General features: G+C 39.3%; 14 protein-coding genes. 2 read left to right on the top strand and 12 right to left on the bottom strand.

Annotated features, from left to right (window positions below; all coding sequences use genetic code 11):
- Window positions 1-69 precede the first annotated feature (69 nt).
- Window positions 70-849, top strand: coding sequence for an NRDE family protein (locus MKL38_RS08740; protein ID WP_270903146.1), 780 nt, complete (start codon window positions 70-72; stop codon window positions 847-849).
- A gap of 49 nt (window positions 850-898) precedes the next feature.
- On the opposite strand, the gene MKL38_RS08735 is transcribed toward MKL38_RS08740, so the two are convergent.
- From MKL38_RS08735 to MKL38_RS08715, 5 genes are all read right to left on the bottom strand, one after another.
- Window positions 899-3232, bottom strand: coding sequence for a PhoX family protein (locus MKL38_RS08735; RefSeq protein ID WP_270903068.1), 2334 nt, complete (start codon window positions 3230-3232; stop codon window positions 899-901).
- A gap of 201 nt (window positions 3233-3433) precedes the next feature.
- A complete protein-coding gene (locus MKL38_RS08730; RefSeq protein WP_004641055.1) occupies window positions 3434-5386 on the bottom strand; it encodes a PhoX family protein in 1953 nt (650 codons plus the stop codon).
- 174 nt (window positions 5387-5560) lie between these two features.
- Entirely contained in the window at window positions 5561-6331 is a 771-nt protein-coding gene (gene tatC, locus MKL38_RS08725; RefSeq protein ID WP_003654824.1) for a twin-arginine translocase subunit TatC, read from the bottom strand.
- Window positions 6328-6765 (bottom strand): Sec-independent protein translocase protein TatB, encoded by a 438-nt coding sequence (gene tatB, locus MKL38_RS08720; RefSeq protein WP_270903067.1) that lies wholly within the window; start codon window positions 6763-6765, stop codon window positions 6328-6330. The genes tatC and tatB overlap by 4 nt, the downstream gene beginning before the upstream one ends.
- Window positions 6766-6777: 12 nt before the next feature.
- Window positions 6778-6996, bottom strand: coding sequence for a Sec-independent protein translocase subunit TatA (locus MKL38_RS08715; RefSeq protein ID WP_003654829.1), 219 nt, complete (start codon window positions 6994-6996; stop codon window positions 6778-6780).
- A 253-nt stretch (window positions 6997-7249) separates the two neighbouring features.
- Here MKL38_RS08715 and MKL38_RS08710 point away from each other — a divergent pair, with 253 nt between their 5' ends.
- Window positions 7250-8125 carry an AEC family transporter gene (locus MKL38_RS08710; RefSeq protein WP_270903066.1) on the top strand — a complete coding sequence of 292 codons (876 nt, stop codon included), beginning with the start codon at window positions 7250-7252 and terminating at the stop codon, window positions 8123-8125.
- Between the two features lie 239 nt (window positions 8126-8364).
- Here MKL38_RS08710 and rdgB read toward each other — a convergent pair whose 3' ends face one another.
- The 7 genes from rdgB to MKL38_RS08675 form a co-directional block, all read right to left on the bottom strand.
- Window positions 8365-8991: an RdgB/HAM1 family non-canonical purine NTP pyrophosphatase gene (gene rdgB, locus MKL38_RS08705; protein ID WP_270903065.1), complete on the bottom strand. Its 627-nt coding sequence runs from the start codon at window positions 8989-8991 to the stop codon at window positions 8365-8367.
- A 174-nt stretch (window positions 8992-9165) separates the two neighbouring features.
- The gene (locus MKL38_RS08700) at window positions 9166-9753 is read right to left on the bottom strand and encodes a tetratricopeptide repeat protein (RefSeq protein WP_013198993.1); all 588 of its coding nucleotides are present in this window, start codon (window positions 9751-9753) and stop codon (window positions 9166-9168) included.
- On the bottom strand, window positions 9750-10343 hold the full coding sequence (gene metW, locus MKL38_RS08695; RefSeq protein WP_001217230.1) for a methionine biosynthesis protein MetW: 594 nt from the start codon (window positions 10341-10343) through the stop codon (window positions 9750-9752). The genes MKL38_RS08700 and metW overlap by 4 nt, the downstream gene beginning before the upstream one ends.
- On the bottom strand, window positions 10343-11503 hold the full coding sequence (gene metX / locus MKL38_RS08690; protein ID WP_004641065.1) for a homoserine O-succinyltransferase MetX: 1161 nt from the start codon (window positions 11501-11503) through the stop codon (window positions 10343-10345). Before metX ends, metW begins: the two co-directional genes overlap by 1 nt.
- An 82-nt stretch (window positions 11504-11585) precedes the next feature.
- Window positions 11586-13283 (bottom strand): 2-isopropylmalate synthase, encoded by a 1698-nt coding sequence (gene leuA, locus MKL38_RS08685; RefSeq protein ID WP_004641067.1) that lies wholly within the window; start codon window positions 13281-13283, stop codon window positions 11586-11588.
- Between the two features lie 458 nt (window positions 13284-13741).
- Window positions 13742-14425 (bottom strand): Fe2+-dependent dioxygenase, encoded by a 684-nt coding sequence (locus MKL38_RS08680; RefSeq protein ID WP_270903064.1) that lies wholly within the window; start codon window positions 14423-14425, stop codon window positions 13742-13744.
- 105 nt (window positions 14426-14530) lie between these two features.
- Window positions 14531-16819 (bottom strand): TonB-dependent receptor, encoded by a 2289-nt coding sequence (locus tag MKL38_RS08675; RefSeq protein ID WP_270903063.1) that lies wholly within the window; start codon window positions 16817-16819, stop codon window positions 14531-14533.
- Between the last annotated feature and the right edge of the window lie 379 nt (window positions 16820-17198).

The raw sequence follows: 17198 nt of genomic DNA, 5'->3' as shown, positions 1-17198 counted from the left end.
GACAGATTGTAGCGGAATGATGTGAAAAATGTTGTACATTCAATGTGTAAAGATAGGGAACAAGAATTAATGTGTATTGTGGCTTTAGCATGGCATGCTCTGGATGATCTGCCTTTGTGTCTTATGTCAAATCGAGACGAGTTTTATCATCGCCCCACAGCTTTGTTGCATCAGTGGGAACATACGCCAATTGTTGCAGGGCAGGACTTACAGTCCGGTGGTACTTGGATGGGGGTAACACCTCAAGGCCGATGGGCTGTTTTAACCAACTTCCGTGATGGGCGAGATCAAAAGTCATATGAAACTTCTCGAGGGCATTTAGTTCAGGCTTTTTTAGAATCTGATTTATTACCTATTCGTTTTGCACAACAATTAGAACAGCAACAACAAAATTTTGCTGGTTTTAACTTGTTTATGGGCAATGCTGATCAGGCTGTCTATATGAGTAACCGCGGAGAAGCTCCTCAAGTATTAGCCAATGGAGTCTATGTGGTTTCTAATGGCCTCATGTCTGATCATTGGGAAAAAACCAGACATTTACGAACACGGTTTACGCAAGAGTTTTTGCCTATGCTTCAACACCAGACAGAAGAATTAACATTGCAACATGCAGCGTGGGATATTCTGGAAGATGAGCGCAAGGTCACAACGGCATTATTGCCGAATACTGGCATTCAAGCAGAAATGGAAGAGTTATTATCATCCACCTTTATTCAAAGTCCTGTGTATGGCACACGTTGTTCGAACTTTCTAAGAATGACTAATAACGAATGGGTATGGTTAGAAAAGACTCAACAAGGTGAGCACAGCGGTCAAATTGTGCAGCAGCAGATTCTCTTAAATCGATAGTAATAAAAATGCCGATCAATTGACCGGCATTTTTATAAGCATAAACAAATTAGCCTGCAATCACACCGCCATCTTTACGGGTAATCACAACAGTTGCTGAACGTGGACGTGCAGTTTTGTTGCTTGGATCTTTCTGGGTTGCTGGCCAGTTACTGTCTGGTGTCGCATAACTCTTAGAATCTTCACCAGGATGTTGAACATTAATAAAAATAGCTTTGTGGTCTGGTGTCATGGCAATGCCTGTAATTTCACACTGCTTTGGTCCAACCAAGAAACGGCGTAATGTTGAGTCTGTAACTTTAGCGCCGACTAGCGTTTGTTGGCCATTTGAAGTGGTTGCAGTAGTACCATCACCAATTTGGCCCGGTAACGCAGCAAGCATCATACAGTTAGTGACATCGGTATAGGCACCATCGTCTGTTTGAATCCAAAGCACACCGCGTGAGTCGAACCACATACCATCTGGTGAAGACAAATCGTTATTGTCAGTTAAACCAGATAGGTTAATGTTTGATGCCATAGATGCTTCTGCGCCGAACAGGTAGATATCCCATTTAAAGGTTTCAGCAGTGGTTTTGTCATCGGTTTCTTTAAAACGGATAATATGACCGTTCACGTTACCTTTTTGTTCTTTGGTGCCGTTATATAAATCTGTGTAGTTACGTGGATTGGCTGCATCAGTTGCATAATCTTTACCACGATTTGAGTTATTGGTTAGGGTTACATAAATTTCGCCGTTGATTGGGTTGACCGTACACCATTCTGGACGGTCCATTTTTGTAGCGCCGACAGCGTCGCCAGCCAAACGCGCAAATGTTACAACATCTGCTTGAGATTTGAAAGGGTAAGTGGTGTTGCTTTCATTTAAGCCATTTTTGCCATAGGCAAGTTCAATCCATTGACCAGTACCGTCGTTATTAAACTTGGCAACATACAATTTACCCGCGTTCATATATTTGTCACCGGCCGTATAGCCGCCGTTTACATCTTTAGCATCCCATACAGCGGTAGAGACAAATTTATAGATGTATTCTCCGCGAGAGTCATCACCCATATAAAATGCTAATGGTTGACCTACAACGGCACGGCAAGCACTATCTTCATGTGCAAAACGACCTAATGAGGTACGTTTAACTGGATTTTGACGCCCATCAAACGGGTTAATCTCGACCATCCAGCCGAATGTATTAGGTCCATTGCGGTAGTCCTGTGTTGCCTGTGCAGCTTTTACATCGGCATTCCAGCGGTCATATAAGTCTTGTGGTTCCACCTGACCAATCGCGCTTTCCCAGCCGTAGCGTGAACTTGCGCCTAAATAAATTTGTCGCCCTTGTTCATCAACGTTAGGAATTAACTCACCATTTTTATCTTTTTCATAAATGATTTTGCCCTCTGTATCTTTTTTAGGGGCACCTTTTTCATCTTTCTCATAACGATAGAGTTCATCTTTTTTAACACTTAACCCGTAACGCTTTAATGCAATTTTTTCTGCATCTGTACGTGCATATTCATCGCTACCTGAACGTTGGAAATAACCAATAAAGTTTTCTTCAGTGGTTAAGTATGTGCCCCAAGGGGTATGACCATTACCGCAGTTATTATGTGTACCTCGAGTTTGACGGCCAGCAGGCGAGAAACGAGTTGCGAGCAGGCTTGAACCCGCTGCAGCACCTTCAAAATCCATCTCTGTTGATGCTGTAATACGACGGTTAAAAGCAGAACTTTTATCAATTGTTACTTGTTGAGTTGTTGGATCTTTTTTAATGTGAACAATAGAAACGCCATGTGCATTAGTTTCACGAATCACTTCATCTTCAGGGCGGCGTCCATCAACTTTTGTTGGACCTTTTGGGTGAAGGAAAGTCTGATTAATATATTCGTGATTCATGACTAACAAACCTTCAGCTGAAACACTCTCGTCAAAGCGGTTTGTTGAAGTATTTAAGCCAAAGAAATGCATGCCGTCATGGCAGTCGCCAGAGCGAAACTGGAAGCTTGGGCCAGGTGGAATTTTATTGTCGTCCCAATCTCCAACTTTTGGATTGATTGAGTCCCCTAAAGCATAAATGACATTAGCTTCATAACCTTCAGGTACAGTCACAATATCGTTGTGGTTTTTTGCGACGGCCGTAAAGGTTAATTTTTCTGGTCTTTTATTTGGGTCTACAGGCGTGGTTCCACCGTTGTTTGAACCAGAGTCATCATCACTATCATTACAGCCAGTTAATGTAGAAGCTAAAGTTAATGCTACAGCGCCGCTTGCTGCTTTGGTGATTAAACTACGGCGGCTTACATGTTGTTCTAAAATGTCACGGAAGTGGATGTTGTCTGAAGTATTGTTATCCAGTTCTTGGTCTTCATGATATGGCGTCAGCTCTGTCATGGGAAATTCCTAAGTAAATAATAAAGAGATTGTTCTAAAAGTCTTCATGAGCTTAGGTTGTGAATGTGACGTGGCGTTGACGTTTTGATGATAAGTTAGTTAAAACTTCAGTGATTTTTCATTTTTATAAAAAGTGCGAGCTTATCTAAAAAACATTAAAGCTGACCTTAGCCAGCTATAATGTTTGGAGCATATTAAAAATTATTTGGTTGTTACTGATGGTGCAATTGGGTCTGCTGTAATATAGCCCACGTTAGCGCTATAACCATTGTTATAATTTTGGTTAATTAATGCCTTAACATCCTCAGGTACACTGCTGCTATCGCCTGGGTGCTGGAAGTTACTCATGATATAAGTCCAACCATTGATTGAATCTACCGCATGCAAGCCAGTCGATTCTGCACCTGCTGGTGTAGAAAGTAATCGAATTAACTCTTTGGTATCTACATTGTATGCCCACAAGAAGTTATTCACATGGTTACCTGAGTCTTCACCAATGAATAATGTACGTAAAGTTTCAGAGAACTTCAGATTGTCTGGGCTGGCAATTTTGTCTGGGTGAGCTGTATTACCTAAACTATCTTTCGCAGCAAGATCTTCACCCATTAATAACATATATGAGTAAAGAGGGACCCATTCACTATTAATTGAGCTGCCTTCATTGTCTGTAAAGCTATTACCTAACTTGTGTGCAAGAACCCCACCGGCAGTAATTTTTTTAGAGAACCCTACATTATGTTCTGCAACATAACCTTTACCGCCAACAACCATTGAATCTTGAATATTAGCTAAAGCAGAGTAGGCCACTTTATCTTTAATATTCACGTTTGTTCCTTCCATCTTGGTGAACGCCATACTTGCACCTTTTAGTGCTGCATAACGATGTGTTTCCAAGAAAGCTGCTGCTTTTTCCATACCTGGTTTAAGTTTGACCCAAAGTGTTTTCTTTGCCAAAGTAATTTCAGTATAGCTGGCATCATTTGGGTTCGTTGTTAAACTTTCCATAATGTCAGTTGACTTAATTCCACCCGCAACTAAATCTTCAATTTCTTTACTTGTCGCATGACCAAGTTTGATCCATTGAATACTCGCAGTTGAAGTTTCAGTTAAAGTATTGATGTATTTAGCGACATACAGCGTACCTGCTGATAAGTCTTTTTCCTTGTCAGCAACGAACATGAAGAAACCACCATTTGTGTAGTCATCTCCCATAAGTGCTGTGCGGTTGTCTGGCATCACATGAATAAGTTCATGAGAAATACGGCCTAAGCAGTAATGCTTTTTAATGCTACCAGTACCATCAAGGTTAACTGTTACTTCTGGCAAATGACCGTAGTTATATGGGTTTGCTTTAGTTTCATCACCAAAGAAGTATTTACCAAGATATTTTGGATCTGTACCACCAATGCCTTGATTGAATGCATCAGGTTCATACTCTTCACTTGATAAGTGAGTATTCCAAGGCGATAGGCTAGCACCGCAAGTAATCCATAGACCGTGGACTGGAGCAGTATCAACATTGAAGTATTTTTTAAGTTCTAAATGACCAGTTTTTTGGTCTTGATCTAAAGTCAAAATTGCAATTGGTGATGGCAGTTGTCCATAAGTATCTCCACCTGCTTGGTCCTTTGAGTTGTACTCAAATTGAACAACATGGAATACAGGATTTGCTACACCATCAACTTTCGCACCTTCTAACTGAATTAATGATGAACCATCTGGACAGTCTGAAAAGAACTGACGCTCTTTACCCGCAACAGACTTATCCATAATTGGATTGCCGTTAACATCGAAATAACCACCAGCGATAATTGTTCCACCACCATGCTTTGGTACGCTATCACCAGTTTTAAAGAACGGTTTATAAGCAAGTTGGTACTCAGTACTGGTTGAGTTTTCCCAATCAATTTTTAATTTAGAATTTACTAAAGTTGTTGCACGGTCTGCTGCTGCTGTTGGAGCTGACATTGCCGTAAATTTTGCATTTTTTAATTTGCTTGGTTGCGGTGTTGGAGTGACTACAGAACTGTCATCACTATCATTACAACCTGCTAACGTTGCTGCCGTAGCCATCGCCCCTAATGGTAGAAAAGGAATCCCCGAGAACCATTTTAAAATTTCGCGACGCGTTGGTTGAGTAGAAGCAGTTGTCATAAGAAATCCGTAAATTTTGTGGGTATATTTGTTGAGTTGATTCTATGGACTGAAAATGACACTTTTCTTACATTTTTAAGTCACTTTGAAGACACTTTATTGCTTTGTAGATTAAAAAGTGTTCTAAAGAAAAAGCCTGAACTTGAAGGTTCAGGCTTTTTCTTAGAAATCATTTTATTCAGCAGAATGAGTTTTTCTTTTCTCAAGAATTTTACCGAAGAGTAAGCCTAGTTCAAAAAGTAGCCACATTGGAATAGCTAACATCACCATAGAAATTGCATCTGGTGGGGTAATGAACATTGCCACAAAAAAACATCCCACAATAATAAAGCGTCTTTTTTCAGCAAGACTTTTTGTGTCTACTACGCCTATTAAAATGAGTAGTAGGGTTGCAATTGGAATTTCAAAAGTGAGACCAAAAACTAAAAATAGCTTTAAGCAAAAGCTTAAATAGCTATTAATATCTGTCATAGGTGCGACGGTTTCAGGTGATACACTAATAAAGAAATGTAAAATTGCAGGAAGGGTAATGTAGTATGCGAAAGCAACTCCGGCATAGAACAAAACAATACTGCCAATGAGTAACGGAATCGCTAAATGTCGTTCTTTTTGATACAACGCAGGGCGAACAAAAGACCATATTTCATAAAGAATAAATGGCATTGCTAACACGAGCGCGACAAATAAATTTAATTTAAATGGAGCCATAAAGGTTGCAGTCACATCTGTAGCAATCATTGAGGATGATGCCGGAAGTTGCAGCCTTAAAGGTTCAGATAATAGTTGGTAAGTGTTATTTCGAAAGGGTAATAAACAAAAGAATAAAAATAATGTTACCCCAACAATTCTAAATAAATGACGTCTTAAAATAACCAAATGGCTCATGATAGGCATTTGGTCTAGATTTTCCTGAGAATTTACAGTGGTTGAAGGCAGTTGGTTCATACGGCAATCTTCAAGTTAACGGGAGATGTCTCTGAAATTTCGGGTGTCGATACCAAAGGAATAAACTTTCCAATGTACGGCACTTTATACTGACCCGAGATAGGCAGACATATCCGAATAGGCTTTGGCAATATTTTAGAAGCCTCAGTTTTATCTACATTTTCGGAAATATTCTGTTTTTGTATTTCTTCGAGTTGTTGTTGTACTTTCAGTTCCAGTGCTTCAATGCGATTGAGTTCATCCTGCATTTCTTTTCGAAATTCAGAAAGACGCAACTCTTGATCAATATCATTTTGCAAATTAGTAATATAACGTTTTAGGCGAACATACCAGCGACCAGCAAAGCGTGCAGCTTCTGGGAGCTTATCTGGGCCTAAAACTAAAATTGCAATAATTGCAAAACAGAGTAGCTCTGTCATTCCTACATCAAGCATGGTTGAAAACCTTTAGCTTTTTACTGATGTGCTGTCAGGCGTTTTGACTTGGGCATCAATTGTACGTGGAGTATTAAGAGCAGCAGCTTCGTCTTCTTCACGAACTGATTTTTTAAAGTCTTTTACTGCACCGCCTACGTCTTTACCGATATTTTTTAATTTAGATGTACCAAATAATAAAATAACGACAATTGCAAAAATAACGACGTGCCAAATAGATAAACCGGCCATGATCTTATACCTCTTTTCAGTTCGCTTTATATCAACAGGTTGCCATGACAGGAATGTGACATTTATATGTCATTTTTAAGACAATGGCCGTCAGTCAAAATCTAAAAAGATGGGTTCTAGAAAGGATGTGCTTGGTTTTTTACTTTAGAAAGAGTTAAAAAAGAGAAGCTTAAATTACTTGAAAAGGAGAGTACATTTCATTTTGAAAAGGTGTAGCATAACAAACTGATTTTTATGGGTGAGAGGAGCAAACGTGGCGTTATTACTGCCAATATTGGCGTTCATCACTGGACTTTTACTTGCCCAGACTTCTCTTTCAGAAACGATAAAACCTGTTCTTTCCGCTTGGCTTGCCCGCTTACTTATTCCAGTTGTTATTATTTACAACATGGTATTTTATCAACCGGGTAGTTTGAGTTTAATGCTCTTTAGCTTCGGTTCAGCATTTCTTATTTTCTTTGCTTATTTAGCTTTATTTAAAGATAGATTATTAGCACTTTGTGCAAGTTATACCAACATGGGCTGGCTCGGCTTTCCTTTTGCCATGGCTTTATTTGGCCCCCAAGCTACGGCGCCTATTGTGGCGTTATATATTGGTATGTCCTTGTTTGGCAATGCTTGGGCTGTGACTGCTGTAACAACTGCACCGCAAAGTAAGCTCAATATATTAAAAAAGGTTTTAACTTCTCCACCGTGTATTTCTATTTTTTGTGCGCTTCTACTTAGACTTCTTGGTGCCCAACATATTGAACATCCTGCCATACACTGGGTCTATGAAGTTGCCAAGTTCGTGATGACTTTTGCTGGGATGTGTGTATTGGGAATGTGGCTGCGCCGTACTCGAGTTCATGTAAAAGATTTAATCTACAGTACAAAAGCTCAAGCTTTTAAGGTGGTATGTGGGCTTATTCTTTGTGGACTTACTTATAGATTTCTACCGATTCCCAATATGAGCCAGCACATTGGAGTGATGTTTTTAATGTTCTGTCTGCCACCAGCAGCCAATATTGTAGCGCTAGAAACACATTATCAAGGAACAGGAAGATCTGCGGCTTATATTGCTTCAGGGACGATTGTGAGTTGTGTGTGTATTGCGATTTATGCTGTTTTTTTGCATTTTTATTTCTAAGAAAGATGGTTAGATCAGACGGCCTTGAATAGTGGTTATATGCTTATTTTGTGTTGTAGGCAATATTTACTTTTGTTTCGTCAAAAGTAACAAAACCATTTGTCGAACTGACGACACATCCTGAGCGACTTCCGAAGCACTGCTTTGGGAATCTGCGCAAGGCAGTGATGTGGCGACATCCATGTCGCCTAGCACGATAGCAAATGGCTTTAACGTTAAGCTAAAACCGATATAAAGTTTTATTTCTGCAAGCTTTCTCTAAATAACTGCATCGCTTGTCCACGATGACTAATCTTATTTTTGTCTTCTTTAGACAGCTCAGCACTAGAAACTTGTAACTCAGGCAACCAGAACAGTGGGTCATAGCCAAAGCCATTTTCACCACGTGCAGCTTCTAAAATTTCACCATGCCAGATACCTTGGAAAATTTGTGGCAAAGGATCTTCTGCATGAGTCACTAAAGCAAGTACACATACGAACATGCCTTCAATCACTTCACCATTTTTACGAAATGGTAAAAGATCATTGAGTAACTTGGCATTATTCGCTGAGTCATCACCGTGTTCTCCAGCATAGCGTGCTGAGTAAATACCGGGTGCGCCACCTAAGACAGGAACACAAATGCCTGAGTCATCAGCCATAGCAGGTTTACCTGAAATTTGAGAGGCATGACGAGCTTTAATAATGGCATTTTCAATAAAGCTTAAACCATCTTCAATTGCATCAGGAATATTAAGGTGACCTTGAGGAATAATTTCTACAGGTAATTTAAGCTGTTCAAAAAGTTTTTCAAACTCTGCGACTTTACCTTTGTTATTGCTGGCAAGAACTAAACTGCCCTGATCAAACCAATGTGGGGTAGACATAATAAAACCAAACTTTATAGCTAATATCGAACGTGAGTTATGTTACGTGTTTTTTAAGAGGGGATATAGAGGGAAATAAATAGAATATAAAATGGCATGATCTAAACTAAAACCACCTTGTAGAGTATACAAGGTGGTTTTAGTCGAGTAAGGTTTTTTACGGATGAACCGTTATTATTGTGCTTGAATCCATTTGTCTGCACGGTCACGTGCTGTACGGATTTGTTCTTGAGTCAAGTTAGCCGCAAGAGCAGTTTTCTTACCTTCTGATAGGCTAATTACTTTATTGTCCAGCATGCCATCACGAGTTGAAAGCTCATACCACTGGTAAGCACCTACGTAGTTTTTCTTTTGCTCTTCCATCATCGCGAGGTTATAGCTTGCACGGTTATCACCATTGCTTGCCGCTTTCTCGAAGTATTTGCGAGCCATTGACTCATCTTTTCTGACACCAATACCGTCGGCATACATACGGCCTACGTTTAATTGTGCTGGCGATAAACCTTGATCAGCTGCTGCTTTAAACCATGCAAAAGCTTGTTTTTCATCTTTTTCTACATCTTTACCATATTGGTAGTGTGTACCAAGGTAAAATTGTGCGCCTGCTTGACCAGCTTTTGCAGCTTTCTGAAGGTCATTAACCCCCATTGTTGAAAAGCGTGCAGCCTGACTCGCAACCGATTGTGGCTGGGCGATATAATCTGCATGAGCCTGCATACTTAGCAGTCCTGCAAATAGTGTGCTAAATAATGTCTTTTTCATAGTGCACTCACTCGATAAATAGCGACTTCACCAAACAAATTAGGAACATGTTTGCTTAACAGGCTTCCCTGCTGATTTCCATTGACGGCGAGTCGATTAATAATTTGTATCTGATTTTCCGCACAAAGTGCTTCGAAATCTTTAAATGTACATAAATGAATATTGGGGGTGTTATACCACATATATGGTAGAGCATCCGATACAGGCATCATACCTTTTAATGCAAGAAAAGAACGAGTCTTCCAATGCGCAAAGTTTGGAAAAGTAATAATTGCCTGTTTACCCACACGCACCATGTCTCTTAATAAAACATCCGGTGCATCTACAGCTTGCAAAGCCTGTGCCATAACCACATAGTCAAAAGACTGGTCAGCAAAACGGCTCAAACCGAGATTCAAATCTTGTTGAATAATATTTAACCCGCGACTGACGGCAATTGCAATCTTTTCTTGATCAATTTCTAAGCCATAAGCACGAATTTGATGCTTTTGGCTCATATGAGCGAGTAATTCACCATCACCACACCCCAAATCGAGTACGCTTGAGCCTGGTTTAATCCACTTTTCTGCCAGTTGTTGATCAATACGCATTAGCTTGCCTCCAGTGACGTCGATTTTAAGAGTTCTTCACCGCCTAAGAAAGCGCGCATTGTTTTTACATACAATGGAATCGGGAATAAGAATGAGTCATGTCCTTGTTCCGCATCAATATCGAGGTAACTTACTGGCTTATGATTGGTAATGAGTGCATCAACAATCTCTTGAGAGCGACTTGGTGTAAAACGCCAATCTGTTGTAAAAGAAACAATCAGGAACTGACATTTTGTTTTACCCATCGCGTCTGTTAACGAGTGGTTGTATTCACGTGATGGATCAAAATAATCCAAAGCTTTGGTCATGATGAGATAAGTATTGGCATCAAAGTTACGGCTAAACTGTTCGCCTTGGTAACGAAGATAGCTTTCGACCTGAAACTCGACATCAAAACCATACATAAATTTGCCAGATTTTAAATCACGGCCAAATTTTTGTTTCATGGCTTCTTCGGAAAGATAGGTGATATGACCTACCATTCGAGCCAAAATCAGGCCGCGTTTCGGGTAGCTATCATTTTCCAAATAACGACCATGATGGAAGTCTGGATCAGACAAGATCGACTGGCGCGCAACCTCATTAAAGGCAATATTTTGTGCTGAAAGCTTTGGTGCACTGGCAATAATCACACATTTTTGTAAGCGGTCAGGATAGTCAACTGACCATTGTAGTGCCTGCATGCCCCCTAAAGAGCCACCAATAACGGCATACCAAATATTTACACCCAACCGGTCAGAAAGCATGGCCTGAGTTTTTACCCAGTCACGTACCGTTACTAATGGGAAATCTGGTCCATAAGGGCGATTATCATTTTCAGGATTTGGTGACGTTGGGCCAGTTGAGCCATTACACCCACCAATATTATTTAGCGAAACTACAAAAAACTTATTTGTGTCGATTGCTTTACCCGGGCCAATACAACTATCCCACCAGCCAGCTTTTTTATCATCTTCATGGTGATAGCCCGCTGCATGATGATGTCCAGATAAGGCATGACAGATTAAAATGGCATTTGATTTATCTGCATTTAAAGTGCCGTAAGTTTCGACCATTAATTCAAAACGTGGCAAAACACGGTCACATTCAAGATGTAATGGTTCTTCAAATTGGAACTTTTGCGGAGTGACTAACCCCACTGAATCAGCTGGAAAAGACACGGGAACATTTCGCCTTTTAAATCTTTCAGGAATAAAAAGAAAGGATACCAAGCTAGGTATCCTTTCCAAAGTCTTTTTTTAATTAAACAGCAGCGGCAACAACCTGATCTGTACTTAAAACGCCTTGATCAATCAAACGGTTAGTACATGCAATAATTGCTTCAATTGATGAGGTGACTGTATTGTCATGAACACCAGCACCAAATGAACCTCTGCCTGTACCTTTGACTTGAAGTTCAATTAAGGTTAACGCTTTGGCATTTGCACCTGAACTAATACTGCGTTCTTCATAGTTCAATACGTCAATTGGTAACTGAAGTGCATTTAAGAATGCAGAAATCGGTCCGTTACCTTCACCACGAAGTTGTTGTGTTTCACCTTCGACATCAACATCAAGTTCGATGATTTGAGTACCATTAATGTCAGATAATCTGTAGTTTTTAACTGTGTAATGATGGTTTTTCACATCAACATACGTGTCTTTAAATAAGGTCCAGATTTCTTTTGCATTAATTTCTGTACCATTATCATCAGCATATTGTTGAACAACCTGACTGAACTCGATTTGTAAACGACGAGGCAACACAACGTTGTAGTTCGCTTCTAATAAGTAAGCGATACCGCCTTTACCAGACTGGCTGTTTACACGAATAACTGCATCGTAGTCGCGGCCCAAATCTTTCGGGTCGATTGGTAAGTAAGGCATATCCCAGATTTCTTCGTTTTTCTGGTACTCAAAGCCTTTTTTGATTGCATCCTGATGTGAACCAGAGAATGCAGTAAATACCAAGTCGCCTGCATATGGGTGACGAGGGTGTACAGGTAAACCAGTACATTCTTCAACCGTTGCAATCACTTCATTAATGTTAGAGAAATCTAACTCTGGCGCTACACCTTGGGTATACATGTTCAATGCAATCGCTGCAACGTCAACGTTACCTGTACGTTCGCCATTACCAAACACACATCCTTCAACACGGTCAGCACCCGCCATAATTGCAAGTTCTGATGCAGCAATACCACAGCCGCGGTCATTGTGACAGTGAACAGAAATGATCACGCCATCACGACGTGCCAAATTACGATGCATCCATTCAATTTGGTCTGCATAAACATTTGGCGTAGAAACTTCTACAGTCGCAGGTAAGTTTAAAATAACTTTATGATCTGGACGTGCATCCCAAATTTCTGTGACGGCATCACAGACATCTTTAGCGACTTCTAATTCTGTTGCAGAGAAACACTCTGGGCTGTACTGAAAAATCCAGTCAGTTTGAGGATATTGTGCAGCGTACTCTTTAACTTTTTGAGCTGCATTAATTGCTAATTGTTTTGCACCATTAACATCTACATTCAACACCTTTTGGCGGAAGGTTGGAGAATTAGAGTTATAAATATGCACAATCGCACGTTTAGCACCTGCCAAAGATTCAAAAGTACGTTCAATTAAATGGTCACGTGCCTGAACTAGAACCTCAATGTATACGTCATCCGGAATATGATTTTCTTCAATCAACATACGGGTAAAATCGAAGTCGATTTGAGATGCAGAAGGGAAGCCGATTTCAATATGCTTAAAACCGATTTTTACAAGCATTTTGAACATTTTGAATTTTTGTTCCATGTCCATTGGTTCAAAAATTGCTTGGTTACCGTCACGTAAATCGGTGCTCATCCAGATTGGCGCTTTTGTAATTTCGTTATTTGGCCATTGGCGATCTGGTAAATCCACTCGTTGGTACATACGGCGGTATTTTTTGCTTGGGTCAGCCAACATCATGAGAAAACTCCTTGTCTCGTAGCGCGGTTGCTCTGGATATATTTAAAAGGCAACGTCTCTACGGTTATATATGGTATCTAATTGAGAAAAATTAAAGGTAATTTCGAAGTGCTGCTTAAAAAGCAGACAAAATATTTATACGCGCGCGTGGCGCAGCATCAGGAGTTGCAGATGATGTCTTGCTTGAGTAGGCTGGGCAAACAAGTAATTCGTTTTCATCTCTAGACCGTGAAATAATAAGTTTGGTGGTTTGCTAATATGTTTATCATTTAGATATATCACATCTAAACAATGATTACACGTTGTGCAAAATTCTTATAATAATTTTAATCTCGGAAATTAGAAAATAATTTTCTAATTTTGCGCTAATTTCTAATTTGTGGAAAATATTTTTCGTTATTTTGCCTTATTAAGGGAAAAAAGATTACGTCATCTCAATAAGGCAAAAATAAATGTAGTTACAGTTCTGACCACATGCGAATTAAGTTGTGGTAAATGTTGGTGAGTTTCATAACTTCAGAATAACTATCACCGTGTGTCTTACGCAGTGCTCTGATACTTTCATCTAAATTAAATAAAAGGTGTCGTTTACTATCATCACGGACCAGACTTTGAACCCAGAAAAAAGAAGCAAATCGAGTACCTGATGTAATACTACTTACCTCATGTAAGCTAGTAGAGGGATAGAGTACGACATCACCTGCTGGTAATTTGACTTCGTGATAACCATAAGTATCTTCAATAACCAGATCACCACCTTCATATTCATCAGGTTCACTTAAAAATAATGTACAAGATAAATCGGTACGAATTTGCTCAGAAGTACCACGGATAAGACGAATTGAGTTATCTACATGGAAGCCAAAGCTTTCATGTTCATCATATCGATTAAAAAGTGGTGGAATAATTTTGTGGGGTAGGGCTGCGGCCTGAAACACAAGATTTTGCCAAATTGCTTTAATCACAATATCACTTAAATGATGTGTAAGTGGATCTTGTTCAGAGAGTTGCTGATTTCTTTTAACTGAAGCCGATAGAGTGCCAGCAGTAACTTTTCCTCCCACCCAGTTGGCTTCTTTCATGAGTTTACGAAACTCGGCAACTTGCTCTTTGCTTAAAACATTAGGGATATGATGAATCACAGCAAACACCTTTAAATAGATATTTCATTTATAAAAATAGCCTCGTGATGAGGCTATCTTATATGAACTTTAATTAATTCCATAAATAAATTATGGAATTTAAACTTAGTACTTAAAGTTAATTGCTAATACTGCATTACGGCCAATACCTTCAAACGCGTAGTGAGCTGGGTGAGCACTTGTGAAATAGCGCTTATCAGAAATATTGTTAATATTAAGCTGTAAGTTTACGTTCTTGTTGACGTCGTATTTAGCCATCGCGTTGTAAATGGTATACGTTGGTAAATACTTCTCTTCAAGCATCGTTGCACCTGTGTTTGTATTAGTAAACACTTTGTCACGATACTCTGCACCTGCACCTAAAGTTAACTTAGGCAGTACTCGATAAGTAGACCATAAAGTAGCACTATTTTTAGCTACAAACGGTAATGGTTTACCTTCTTGAGCAACTGCGTTGTAAGCCGCTTTTGTGAGTTCGCTGTCTAAATAACTATAGCCAGCTGAAACTTCCCATTTGTCAGTTACTTTACCGTTAAATCCAACCTCGAAGCCATCAACTTTACTTTCACCTGCATTAGTTGAGGTGTTGGCATCTATGGCGATACGAGTGTTTTGTTTCTCTGTACGGAAGATTGCAGCAGTTAGGTTTGCTCTGTTATTAAATAGATCCCATTTTGTTCCTATTTCGAAGGTACGTGCTTTTTCTGGGTCTAAATCATTTGCCTGCTGAGAAGATGTAGATAGTGCATCTGCGCCATCACCTTGGTCTACACCAACAGGGTTAGCAGAAGTTGCAAAGCTTGCATAGATACTGCCATTTTCAGTTGGTTTATAAACTAGACCAGCTTGATAAGAGAAGTAGTCACTGTCATTTTCAAATTTCTGACCAGCTGCGATGTTTACATCGTTTGTATAATTACCGCTAGTACTCTTTTTATCGATATCTTTATCGGTTTTATAAATATTTTTATTATATTTACGTTCAGTTTCGAATTTATCCCAGCGCACACCTAAATTTAAAAGCCATTGAGGATTAAATTCGATGCTATCTAAGGCATATAAAGAAACGGTACGGCTGCGAGTTGTATACTGATTTGCGATGCTACCCAAAATATCTGTAAATGCCCCATTCATTGGATTATTTACTGATGTACACCAACCATTCGAAAGAGCACTATTTGTTAAGCAATTTGTATCATGGACTGTAGACGTGGTACCAGAACCATCGGTAAAAGTATAAACACCTTGACTTGATTCTTGATAGCTCCACTCAGCACCTGTATTAAAAGAGTGCTTAAGTGCGCCAGTATTGAATTTTCCTTTTAACGCAAGCTGATCACTATATGCATCAGTATCCACTATACGACTTAAAGCACGGCGAGAAATGGTTCCATTTTTTGTGACGTTGCCTTTAGAGTCATCTGCATTTGTATAGATGTAATCTGATTTAGATTTTGTATAAGACATTGTATTTGATAATGTTAAATCATCAGCAAGATCTTGCTCTAATTTAAACGTACCAATGTGGTTTTCACGTTTATCAAAATCACGCTCTTTCCAACCATAATATGTCCCTTGTTTTACATCAATTGGCTTTCCACCAACAGGAAGAAAGGGAATACCCGCATCTGGTTCATCATTACTGCGTAAATAGTAGTAGCTAAGTGTTCCACGAGTTGCTGTATCTAGACCAAATGCAAGACTTGATGCAATACCTGCACGAGCATATTCAGCTCCGTTACTTTGACCAGCTTTTTCATTTTCATGGCCCATGATAACAACACGACCAGCAATGCCGTTACCAAAGTCTTTGTTGGCATCAAGTTGGATATGGCGATAGTTGTCAGTACCACCTTGAACACTACCTTGGTAAACGTCACCTTCGTGGGCTACTTTAGGGATTAAGTTAATACTTCCACCTACACCGCCGCCACCGCCAAGGGCAGAAGAAGAGCCTTTAATCACTTCAACTTGTTCAATGGCAAACATATCGCGGTTTTGAGAAGTCGAATTACGAACACCATCAACATATACAGAAGATTGAGCGCTATAGCCACGAATGTAAGGCATATCTGTAAATGGAGTACCACCTTCACCAGCACCTAAAGTAATGCCTGGTTCATAACGTAAAGCTTCGAGTAGGGTATTAGAATTTGTATCTTTAATTAATTTTTGAGAAAGAATAGAGACTGATTTGGGCGTATCTTTGAGGGGAGCTACGAGTTTAGAGTTGGCTGACTGATCTACTTTTAAAGATTCTTCTTGAGTCGCTTGAGTATGAATCGTTGGTAATTGTGAAATTGCTTCTTGTGCCATGGCTGTTGTTGCAATCATTGATAGCGAAGAAGCTATCGCAGAAGAAACAATTTTTTTACGTGTTCTAATCAAAGACATGACTTCAGGACTCTAAAACTAAAAGGTTATGCGAATAATAATAATTCTTATTTATATGTACAGTTTGTGTTAATTGGATTTGCCAATTGAATTATGAAGAAAATATGAATAATCGAATGGTTGAATGTGCATTTATGCAGCTAATCTACTGATTCTTAGTAATTGTTTGTAAAAGCGATTAAACTTGAACTTTGATTGTAATTTTAGATTTATGAAGAATAACTAAAAAATTAGTTTTACTTAAGGCTTTATGAAAAATATTTAAAGAATCATAAAATTACTGTGAAATTTACGAGAATAATGACCTTCACTTAAATGAAGTGGTCGGTTAATTTTGTATATCTTGAAAGTTGTCATATAATACAGCACTTTTAAAAAA

The organism is Acinetobacter sp. AOR14_HL (genome assembly GCF_027855175.1).
Taxonomy (GTDB): domain Bacteria; phylum Pseudomonadota; class Gammaproteobacteria; order Pseudomonadales; family Moraxellaceae; genus Acinetobacter; species Acinetobacter calcoaceticus.
Note: the sequence above shows the minus strand (reverse complement) of the source record. Positions and strands in the feature narration are given on the sequence as shown.